The organism is Bacillus sp. VA15 (assembly GCF_055721145.1).
Window position 1 is genome coordinate 52194 of sequence record NZ_JBVQPQ010000011.1, and the last position, 9531, is coordinate 61724.

Annotated in this window: 11 protein-coding genes; 7 read left to right on the forward strand and 4 right to left on the reverse strand. The window is 44.6% G+C overall.

Features of this window, described 5'->3' with window-relative positions; genetic code table 11:
* The first annotated feature begins 61 nt into the window (after positions 1-61).
* Together AC0DBE_RS20285 and AC0DBE_RS20290 are read left to right on the forward strand one after the other, a co-directional pair.
* Complete coding sequence (locus AC0DBE_RS20285) at positions 62-1102, forward strand: M42 family metallopeptidase (protein WP_061188296.1); 1041 nt, start codon at positions 62-64, stop codon at positions 1100-1102.
* A 13-nt stretch (positions 1103-1115) separates the two neighbouring features.
* Positions 1116-1523, forward strand: a complete 408-nt coding sequence (locus tag AC0DBE_RS20290) for an ASCH domain-containing protein (RefSeq protein WP_014113256.1) — start codon at positions 1116-1118, stop codon at positions 1521-1523.
* Between the two features lie 36 nt (positions 1524-1559).
* Here the strand turns inward: AC0DBE_RS20290 and gltT are convergent, their stop codons facing one another.
* On the reverse strand, positions 1560-2849 hold the full coding sequence (gltT, locus tag AC0DBE_RS20295) for a glutamate/proton symporter GltT (RefSeq protein WP_014113257.1): 1290 nt from the start codon (positions 2847-2849) through the stop codon (positions 1560-1562).
* A gap of 269 nt (positions 2850-3118) precedes the next feature.
* On the reverse strand, positions 3119-3253 hold the full coding sequence (gene yhfH / locus AC0DBE_RS20300; protein ID WP_003224325.1) for a protein YhfH: 135 nt from the start codon (positions 3251-3253) through the stop codon (positions 3119-3121).
* Between the two features lie 157 nt (positions 3254-3410).
* Between yhfH and AC0DBE_RS20305 the strand changes: the two genes are divergently transcribed.
* The 4 genes from AC0DBE_RS20305 to lcfB all read left to right on the forward strand — a co-directional run bounded on the left by AC0DBE_RS20305 (position 3411) and on the right by lcfB (position 7521).
* The gene (locus AC0DBE_RS20305; RefSeq protein WP_003224328.1) at positions 3411-4145 is read left to right on the forward strand and encodes an MBL fold metallo-hydrolase; all 735 of its coding nucleotides are present in this window, start codon (positions 3411-3413) and stop codon (positions 4143-4145) included.
* A 12-nt stretch (positions 4146-4157) separates the two neighbouring features.
* Positions 4158-5153 (forward strand): lipoate--protein ligase LplJ, encoded by a 996-nt coding sequence (lplJ, locus tag AC0DBE_RS20310; RefSeq protein WP_472963559.1) that lies wholly within the window; start codon positions 4158-4160, stop codon positions 5151-5153.
* 64 nt (positions 5154-5217) lie between these two features.
* Positions 5218-5862: an SDR family oxidoreductase gene (locus tag AC0DBE_RS20315; protein WP_472963561.1), complete on the forward strand. Its 645-nt coding sequence runs from the start codon at positions 5218-5220 to the stop codon at positions 5860-5862.
* A gap of 117 nt (positions 5863-5979) precedes the next feature.
* The gene (gene lcfB, locus AC0DBE_RS20320) at positions 5980-7521 is read left to right on the forward strand and encodes a long-chain-fatty-acid--CoA ligase LcfB (RefSeq protein WP_472963562.1); all 1542 of its coding nucleotides are present in this window, start codon (positions 5980-5982) and stop codon (positions 7519-7521) included.
* Between the two features lie 39 nt (positions 7522-7560).
* Here lcfB and AC0DBE_RS20325 read toward each other — a convergent pair whose 3' ends face one another.
* Positions 7561-7956, reverse strand: coding sequence for a YhfM domain-containing protein (locus tag AC0DBE_RS20325; protein ID WP_061188298.1), 396 nt, complete (start codon positions 7954-7956; stop codon positions 7561-7563).
* A gap of 149 nt (positions 7957-8105) precedes the next feature.
* On the opposite strand from AC0DBE_RS20325, the gene AC0DBE_RS20330 reads away from it, so the two are divergent.
* On the forward strand, positions 8106-9386 hold the full coding sequence (locus AC0DBE_RS20330; protein ID WP_472963563.1) for a M48 family metallopeptidase: 1281 nt from the start codon (positions 8106-8108) through the stop codon (positions 9384-9386).
* A 59-nt stretch (positions 9387-9445) separates the two neighbouring features.
* On the opposite strand, the gene AC0DBE_RS20335 is transcribed toward AC0DBE_RS20330, so the two are convergent.
* Positions 9446-9531: IS3 family transposase (locus AC0DBE_RS20335; RefSeq protein WP_131121716.1), on the reverse strand; the 86-nt coding region annotated here is incomplete at its 5' end.

Below are 9531 nucleotides of genomic sequence, written 5' to 3' on the forward strand. Positions count from 1 at the left end.
TGGACGGGTCCCTCGGGAAAAGAGTATATTTTATATAGAAAAGTAAAAGGAGGAATGTCCTATGACGTCCGTACGTAAAACGATGGAGCTCATTAAAGAACTTGTATCGATCCCAAGCCCGACAGGAAATACATATGAGGTGATCAATTATATTGAAAGCCTTTTAAAAGAATGGAAGGTAGAAACGGTTCGGAACCATAAGGGCGGCTTAATTGCAACGCTTCCCGGACGCGACACATCCCAGCACCGCATGCTGACGGCGCACGTTGACACCCTCGGCGCTATGGTAAAGGAAATTAAAGCTGACGGCCGGCTGAAAATCGATTTGATCGGCGGGTTCCGCTACAACTCGATTGAGGGGGAGTATTGCCAAATTGAAACCGCCTCGGGAAAAACGTATACAGGCACAATTTTAATGCATCAAACATCAGTGCATGTATACAAGGATGCGGGAAAAGCTGAGCGCAATCAAGAGAATATGGAGATCCGCCTTGATGAACCTGTTCACTGCCGGAAAGATACCGAAGAGCTTGGCATTGGCGTCGGAGATTTTGTGTCGTTTGATCCCCGTGTCGAGATCACATCAAGCGGATTTATTAAATCGCGCCATTTGGATGATAAGGCAAGCGTCGCCTTATTGCTCCGCTTAATTCATCAAATTCAAACAGAAGAAATTGAATTGCCGTATACAACTCATTTTCTCATTTCGAATAATGAAGAAATCGGATACGGCGGGAATTCGAATATTCCTCCAGAAACAGTCGAATATTTGGCGGTTGATATGGGAGCTATCGGTGACGGGCAGGCGACAGATGAATATTCAGTATCAATCTGTGTGAAGGATGCGAGCGGGCCGTATCATTATCAGCTGAGAAAGCATTTAGTCCATTTAGCCGAGAAGCATCATATCGACTATAAGCTTGATATTTACCCATACTACGGGTCGGATGCGTCAGCAGCGATCAAATCCGGGCATGATATTGTGCATGGCCTCATCGGGCCGGGAATTGACGCTTCGCATGCATTTGAACGCACCCATAAATCGTCTCTTCGCCATACGGCTAAGCTTCTGTACTATTATGTACAGTCACCGATGGTATAAGGGGGAAGGCGAAATGAAGATGTATGAGCTGAAAAGCACTTTCGGCTGGGAAGGTGATGACGGTTTGGGGGAACAGCTGATTCAGCAAATCCTCGCCGGAGAAAAAACAGCCACGTGCGCCCCAAAATCATTATATTCAAAAGATGAATTGAGTGACGTGTATCAAACGGCGGGGCAGCTTGTTACCGTTTATGATAAACATGACAATCCGAGATGCAATATAAAAGTGACAGATGTGTTTGAAACGACCTTTGGAGCGCCTGATATGAGGTTAGTCAAAGGAGAGGGCAATGGAGATCGAATTGAGGAATTTCAGGAAGACCATCGGATGGCATGGGCGGAACTGATCAAAAATGGTGAACTGGAGCTGAATGAGGATACTGTTTTGATTACAGAGCTGTTTGAGCTTGTTAAAGATTAAAAAAGCCTGCGGGGCAAGAACCCCGCAGGCTTTTCATTAACCGGAAATGGTTGCGTTTTGGTCTGCTTTTGCTTGAGACATGACCGTTTCAGCTTTCGCTGGATTAAACAGGCCTTCCCATTTAGACATCACAACAGCAGCAAGCGCGTTACCAGTCAGGTTGACAACTGTACGTGCCATGTCCATGATGCGGTCTACACCGGCAATAAAAGCAAGTCCTTCAGCCGGAACGCCGATGGTGCCAAGTGTCGCAAGCAAGACGACAAAAGAAGTACCAGGCACGGCAGCCATCCCTTTAGATGTCACCATAAGGACGAGCACAAGTGTAATTTGGTGCCAAAGCGTTAAATCAATGCCGTATACCTGTGCTAAAAACAGCGCGGCAATAGATTGATAGAGAACGGAACCGTCTAAGTTAAACGTATATCCAATCGGAATCACAAATGAAACAATGCCTTTCGGGCAGCCGATTTTTTCCATCTTTTCCATGATGCGCGGAAGAACTGTTTCAGAGCTGGACGTACTGAACGCCAGTAAGATTTCGTCCTTCATGTAAGCAAGGAATTTGAAAATGTTGATGCCGGCAATTTTTGCAACAATTCCAAACACGACAATTAAGAAGAAAGCAAGTGCGACATACACCAATCCGACAAGCTTTCCGAGAGAGAGAAGAGAACTGAGCCCGAATTTAGACACAGTCACTCCGATAAGCGCGAAAACGCCGAATGGCGCTACTTTCATCACAAGGTTTACAACGTGGAACATGGCATGGGATACACCTTCGAAAAAGGCTAATACAGGCTTGCCTCTTTCACCGATCGCGGAAATACCCAATGCAAATAGAACTGTAAAGCAGATGATGGCAAGAAGATCCCCTTCAACCAAGGACTGGAAGAAGTTTGTCGGCACAATATGCAGGAACGTTTCCGCCACTGATTTATTGCTTTGCTCTTTTTCGGTTTCAACATATTGACTAATGTCAGATTTTTGAGCTTCGTGTATATTAACTCCTGTACCCGGATGGAAGATGTTTGCAAGGGCTAGTCCGAGAATGATAGCAAAAGTCGTAATGATCTCGAAGTACAGAATTGTTCTGAAGCCTAATTTACCGACTTGCTTTCCATTTCCTGCACCGGCTACACCGATGATTAAGCTGGAGACAACAATAGGAATCACTATCATTTTGATTAAGCGTAAAAAGAGATCCCCGATTGGCTGCAGGTAAGTAGGCAATGCTGGGTTGCCATACCAAATAACGCCAACAATGACACCTAGAATAAGTCCAACGAATATTTGTGTGGCTAATCCAAACTTAATTCTTTTCATAGATTACCTCCCAAAAAACAAAGTATCAACATATATCATGAATAGACATATATTTAATCTCACTATTAGATCAAATTATAATAGATAAGAAATGAATTCGTCTATAGTAAATTATATTTAGAAAATAAAGAATTTTCTAAAATGTGTTTGAAATCACCAGAATTATCTAAAAACGGGTGAGCTTTGACCTAACCTGATTATTATTTCAAAATAAAGAAGTGTTGAAAAATAAAGAAAATCCCGCGCGTGCTGCGCGGGATTTTCGCTCTTTACAAATCGTTAACTTTTATGCAGTCATTGCAGATATTTCCATAACACTCATGCTGCTCTTCAATCTTTTTACCGCATTCCGCGCACTTTTTCGAAGGCAGGTTTCTAAAAAAATCTGTGATTTTCCCCAGCATAACCAATCCCTCTTTCCCCTTTGTAGTGACTTCATTGTAATATAACAGATTATAAAAATCAATAACTGTTTTGATACAATGTTTAAAACATGCTTTTTTTAAGAAAAATGGGTATATTGAAGGAGGATCAATTTTCTTGAAAAGATAGGAGGACATTATGAAAGTTACAGTTATCGGATGCTATGGCGGTTTTCCGGCCGCAAATGAAGCGACGTCGGGCTATTTATTTCAGTCAGGTGATTACTCTTTGCTTGTCGATTGCGGCAGTGCAGTATTATCTAAGCTGTTCGGATATGTGCCGGCGGAAAAGCTGGATGCGGTGATTCTGTCTCATTATCACCATGACCATATCGCTGACATCGGGCCGCTGCAATTTGCTAAACAAGTCGGTTCGTTTCTCGGCAAAGGAGAGCATACGCTTCCGATTTACGGACATGATGCTGATATAGAACAGTTTCAAAAGCTTACATATAAAACACATACGAAAGGGATTGCCTTTCAGCCGGATCAGCCGCTGACTGCCGGTCCGTTTACGATCACCTTTTTAAAAACGATTCACCCGGTGACGTGCTATGCCATGCGGATTACTGACGGCAGCCATACTGTCGTATATACCGCTGATTCCAGCTATCAGGATTCATTTATTCCATTTTCGGAAAATGCCGATTTATTGATCTCAGAATGCAATTTTTATGCCGATCAAGACGGGACAAGCGCAGGTCATATGAACAGCCTGGAAGCCGGGCGAATTGCAAAAGAAGCGGGAGCGGGAGAGCTGCTGCTGACGCATTTGCCGCATTTCGGCGTGCATGACAATCTTCGCAAAGAAGCGAAAACCGTTTTTAGCGGCGAAGTGAATATTGCGAAATCAGGTTTTGTGTGGGAAGGATAAAGGAGGAGCACCATGTTATTTATCGACAATCAAAATATCAATGATCCGCGGATCAATCTTGCTATCGAAGAGTACTGTGTAAAGCATTTAGACCCTAAACAGCCGTATTTGCTCTTTTATGTAAATCAGCCGTCTATTATCATTGGGAAAAACCAAAATACAATAGAAGAAATCAATACAAAATATGTAGAAGAAAACGGGATTATCGTCGTCCGACGTTTATCAGGCGGAGGAGCTGTGTATCATGATCTGGGGAACTTGAACTTCAGCTTTATTACAAAGGATGACGGGGACAGCTTTCATAACTTCAAAAAATTCACTGAGCCGGTGATCCAGGCTTTACGCCAGCTCGGGGTAGAAGCAGAATTGAGCGGCCGGAACGACATTGTAGTGGATGGCCGGAAAATATCCGGAAACGCCCAGTTTGCAACAAAAGGACGTATTTTCAGCCACGGCACTCTCATGTTTGATTCAGCCATTGATCATGTTGTGTCAGCGTTAAAGGTGAAAAAGGATAAAATTGAATCAAAAGGCATCAAATCGATCAGAAGCCGAGTGGCAAACATCAGTGAGTTTCTCGATGATAAAATGACTACGGAAGAATTCCGCAGCCATTTGCTTCGCCATATTTTCAACACAAATGACATTCAAACCGTACCGGAGTATAAGCTGACGGAAAAAGATTGGAAGGTCATTCATCAAATTTCGAAAGAGCGCTACCAGAATTGGGATTGGAACTATGGCCGTTCACCGAAATTTAACCTCAATCATTCGAAACGTTATCCGATCGGATCGATAGATTTGCGTCTGGAAGTCAAGAAAGGCAAAATTGAGGACTGCAAAATCTTCGGAGATTTCTTCGGTGTCGGTGATGTATCTGAAATTGAAAACCTGCTGGTTGGAAAACAATATGAACGCAGTGTCATCGCTGATGCGCTGGAAGGTGTGAATCTTAAGCATTACTTTGGGAACATTACGAAAGAGGATTTCCTTGATCTGATTTATTAAGGCAAAACACATTGTTTGAAAGAGCGGTTGTGTTTTTGAAATAATGGAGGCAGGAGGGATTCACATGAAAGTGTTTTTAATCGGAGCGAACGGACAAATCGGACAAAGACTCGTTTCTTTATTCCGAGACAATCCTGATCATTCTGTCAGAGCGATGGTCAGAAAAGAAGAACAGAAAGCGCCTCTCGAAGCTGCCGGTGCAGAAGCTGTGCTTGCGAATCTGGAAGGCAGCCCGGAAGAAATCGCCGCAGCGGCGAAAGGCTGCGACGCAATCATTTTCACAGCGGGTTCAGGCGGCAGCACAGGCTATGATAAAACGCTGCTGGTGGATCTAGACGGAGCGGCAAAAGCGATGGAAGCTGCGGATATCGCGGGCATCAAGCGGTTTGTCATGGTTAGCGCCCTGCAAGCCCACAACCGTGAAAATTGGAATGAATCACTTAAACCTTATTATGTGGCCAAGCATTATGCTGATAAAATTCTGGAAGCAAGCGGTTTAACTTATACGATTATCCGTCCGGGAGGCCTTCGCAATGAGTCTGGAAAAGGAACTATTTCAGTCGCCGCCGATCTGGAACGGGGATTCATTTCCCGTGATGACGTGGCGAAAACGGTCATTGCTTCTTTAGATGAAACCAATACGGAAAATCGGGCCTTTGATCTGACAGAAGGAGATACACCGATTGCTGAAGCATTAAAGAAACTATAACAGTACTGACACTCAGGGCTTTTTGCTCTTGAGTGTTTTTTTCTGTTTCTCTATAATGGAGGAGAAAGCTTGGCTTCAATAATGAATGACTATTCATTCACTTTAAGGGGTGGGAGAATGAATCTTGTTTCCAAATTGGAAGAAACAGCATCTGAGAAGCCCGACAGCATCGCATGCAGGTTTAAGGATCACATGATGACGTATCAGGAGCTGAATGAATACATTCAGCGATTTGCGGACGGCCTTCAGGAAGCCGGTATGGAGAAAGGGGACCATCTAGCTTTGCTGCTTGGCAATTCGCCTGATTTTATCATCGCGTTTTTTGGTGCGTTAAAGGCTGGGATTGTGGTGGTGCCCATCAACCCGTTGTACACGCCAACAGAAATCGGTTATATGCTGACAAATGGCGATGTAAAGGCGATCGTGGGCGTTGATCAGCTTTTGCCGCTTTATGAGAGCATGCATGAATCGCTGCCAAAGGTTGAGCTCGTCATTTTATGCCAGACAGGAGATGCCGAGCCAGAAGCTTCAGACCCAGAGGTCAGGATGAAAATGACAACGTTTGCAAAAATATTGCGTCCAACATCCGCCGCTAAACAAAGCCCGGAGATTGTCCCTGATGATACCGCGGTCATTTTGTATACGTCAGGAACGACCGGAAAACCAAAAGGCGCAATGTTGACCCATCAAAATTTGTACAGCAATGCCAACGATGTCGCTGGCTATTTGGGAATGGATGAGAAGGACAATGTGGTCTGCGCTCTTCCTATGTTCCACGTGTTTTGTTTAACCGTCTGTATGAATGCCCCGCTGATGAGCGGCGCAACTGTCTTAATTGAGCCTCAGTTCAGTCCGGCATCTGTTTTTCAGCTTGTTAAGCAGCGGCGGGCGACTATTTTTGCCGGTGTGCCTACGATGTATAATTACTTGTTTCAGCATGAAAACGGAAAGAAAGATGACTTTTCTTCCATTCGGCTGTGCATTTCAGGAGGGGCGGCGATGCCAGTCGCGCTGCTGACCGCGTTCGAAGAAAAATTCGGCGTGACCATTTTGGAAGGCTACGGGCTTTCGGAAGCATCACCCGTTACGTGTTTTAACCCGTTTGACAGGGGCAGAAAGCCGGGCTCCATCGGGACAAGTATATTGCATGTCGAGAACAAGGTCGTAGATCCGCTCGGACGCGAGTTGCCCGATCACCAGGTCGGCGAATTGATCGTGAAAGGCCCCAATGTAATGAAGGGCTATTATAAAATGCCAATGGAAACAAAACATGCGTTAAAAGACGGGTGGCTTTATACGGGCGATTTGGCAAGAAGAGATGAGGACGGCTATTTTTACATTGTTGACCGGAAAAAAGACATGATCATTGTTGGAGGATACAACGTGTATCCGCGCGAGGTGGAGGAAGTGCTGTACAGCCACCCGGATGTCAAGGAGGCGGTTGTCATCGGTGTGCCGGACGCCCAAAGCGGGGAAGCGGTAAAGGGATATATTGTACCCAAACGCTCTGGCGTAACAGAAGCGGATATCATGCAGCACTGTGAAAAACATCTCGCCAAATACAAACGGCCTGCCGCCATTACGTTCCTTGACGACATTCCGAAAAATGCGACGGGGAAAATGCTCAGACGGGCGCTGAGAGATATTTTGCCTCAATAATACGAAAAAAGCGAAGCGGTAAGCTTCGCTTTTTCATTTTCAATCCTTTGCTTCTTTTTTAATAATGTTTAGCAGCGCCTTTGTATCGCTTTTACTTAATTTGTAGTATGTCCCGTCCTTCAAATAAACGGCTTGCTGGCTGCCGTCAATCCATAGTCTGAATGAGTCGTACCGGTCTTTATGAAACTTGATTGTCCCTTCGTAATCAGGGGCTGATGTTTTTTCTGTCTTCAGCTGTTTTCCCTGATTCATGATGTCCAGCATATCTTTGACGTGCTGCCTTTTTTCAATCTCGATTTCTTCCTGGCCGCTTGAAGACAGCGTGATCAAATCCGCGTCTACCGATTGATACACATCGCCTGACCGGCTGTAAAGATAGAAAAATGCTAGAAACACAAGACCGATAACCACGATGGCTGCCACTATTTTTTTCATTTGCATCACTCCAAACATTGTTAGTTTTCCCAGCGATCGGGCTTTCCATGCCTAAAAGGACGGAAAAGTACGGATACACAGCTTGGTTCTAAGAATTTGAATTTATGATTACAATAGAAGTAACGGGTTGATGTGAGGAGTGAGGCGTTATGCGCAAGTGGATTGCGGCAGCAGGGCTTGCTTACGTGCTGTATGTGCTGTTTTTTTATTGGTATTTTTTCCTGTCCGGTGATTCCGCAGTACCGGAGGCTGTGAAAGGGACGCAGGCTGACCCGGCTTCTTTCATGAAGCCGTCTGAATTGGCAGTGGCTGAGCAGTATTCGAATGTAAAGAATTTTTTATTTTTTATCGGGCTTCCTCTTGATTGGTTTTTGTTCTTTGTATTGCTGGTCAGCGGCGTTTCAAAGAAGATCAAGAAATGGATGGAAGCAGCCGTGCCCTTTCGATTTTTGCAGGTTATTGGTTTTGTGTTTGTGCTTTCGCTGATCACAACGTTAGTGACGCTGCCTTTAGATTGGATAGGCTATCAAGTATCGCTTGAATACAACATTTCCACACAGACAGCGGCCAGCTGGGCTAAGGATCAGGTCATAGACTTTTGGATCAGCTTTCCGATCTTTACGCTTTGCGTTCTCGTGTTTTATTGGCTGATCAAAAGGCATGAAAAAAAATGGTGGTTATACGCTTGGCTGTTAACTGTGCCGTTTTCGCTGTTTCTGTTTTTTATTCAGCCGGTCATTATCGATCCTTTATACAATGATTTTTATCCGCTGAAAAACAAAGAGCTTGAAAGCAAAATTTTAGAGCTGGCAGAAGAAGCCGATATTCCGGCTGATCATGTATATGAAGTAAACATGTCTGAAAAAACAAATGCGCTTAATGCCTATGTCACAGGAATCGGGGCGAACAAACGGATTGTATTGTGGGATACGACGCTGAACAAGCTTGACGATTCAGAAATTCTCTTTATTATGGGCCACGAAATGGGCCATTATGTCATGAAGCACGTCTATATCGGACTGGCCGGCTATTTGCTCGTGTCGCTAGCCGGATTTTATGTCATTGGTAAGCTTTACAAGCGGACGGTCCGCTTTACCCGCAGCATGTTTCATTTGGAGGGACGGCATGACCTTGCAGCACTGCCGCTGTTGTTGCTTTTGGTGTCCGTTTTGAGCTTTGCGGTCACGCCTTTTTCTAATGCGGTTTCGCGTTATCAGGAGAATCAGGCTGACCAGTATGGGATTGAGCTGACGGAGAATAGAGAAGCCGCTGTCAAGACGTTTCAGGATTTGGCTGTGACGGGACTGAGCCAGGTTGATCCTCCCGTGCTTGTAAAGATTTTCAGAGGCAGCCACCCTTCGATCATGGAGCGGATTCAACACGCGGAAAAAGAAAAGAATGCATCGGAACATCAGGATGCTGACAAATAAAAAGAAGCAGGTATGGAGGGGACTGACCCCCGTTTTTGAGACAGGGATCAAAACACCTTTTAAACAGCCAATTGCCGATAGTTTATCGGTGATTGGTTGTTTAGTTTCGTTTGAATACGAATATTGTTATAATAGTGAATGTATT

Coding starts and splice junctions, on each gene's coding strand:
- gltT (WP_014113257.1), bottom strand. CDS start 2,849: ATGAAAAGAATTAAGTTTGGATTAGCCACACAAATATTCGTTGGACTT.
- AC0DBE_RS20325 (WP_061188298.1), bottom strand. CDS start 7,956: ATGAAAAAAATAGTGGCAGCCATCGTGGTTATCGGTCTTGTGTTTCTA.
- AC0DBE_RS20315 (WP_472963561.1), top strand. CDS start 5,218: ATGAAAGTGTTTTTAATCGGAGCGAACGGACAAATCGGACAAAGACTC.
- AC0DBE_RS20285 (WP_061188296.1), top strand. CDS start 62: ATGACGTCCGTACGTAAAACGATGGAGCTCATTAAAGAACTTGTATCG.
- AC0DBE_RS20305 (WP_003224328.1), top strand. CDS start 3,411: ATGAAAGTTACAGTTATCGGATGCTATGGCGGTTTTCCGGCCGCAAAT.
- AC0DBE_RS20330 (WP_472963563.1), top strand. CDS start 8,106: ATGCGCAAGTGGATTGCGGCAGCAGGGCTTGCTTACGTGCTGTATGTG.
- yhfH (WP_003224325.1), bottom strand. CDS start 3,253: ATGCTGGGGAAAATCACAGATTTTTTTAGAAACCTGCCTTCGAAAAAG.
- AC0DBE_RS20290 (WP_014113256.1), top strand. CDS start 1,116: ATGAAGATGTATGAGCTGAAAAGCACTTTCGGCTGGGAAGGTGATGAC.
- lplJ (WP_472963559.1), top strand. CDS start 4,158: ATGTTATTTATCGACAATCAAAATATCAATGATCCGCGGATCAATCTT.
- lcfB (WP_472963562.1), top strand. CDS start 5,980: ATGAATCTTGTTTCCAAATTGGAAGAAACAGCATCTGAGAAGCCCGAC.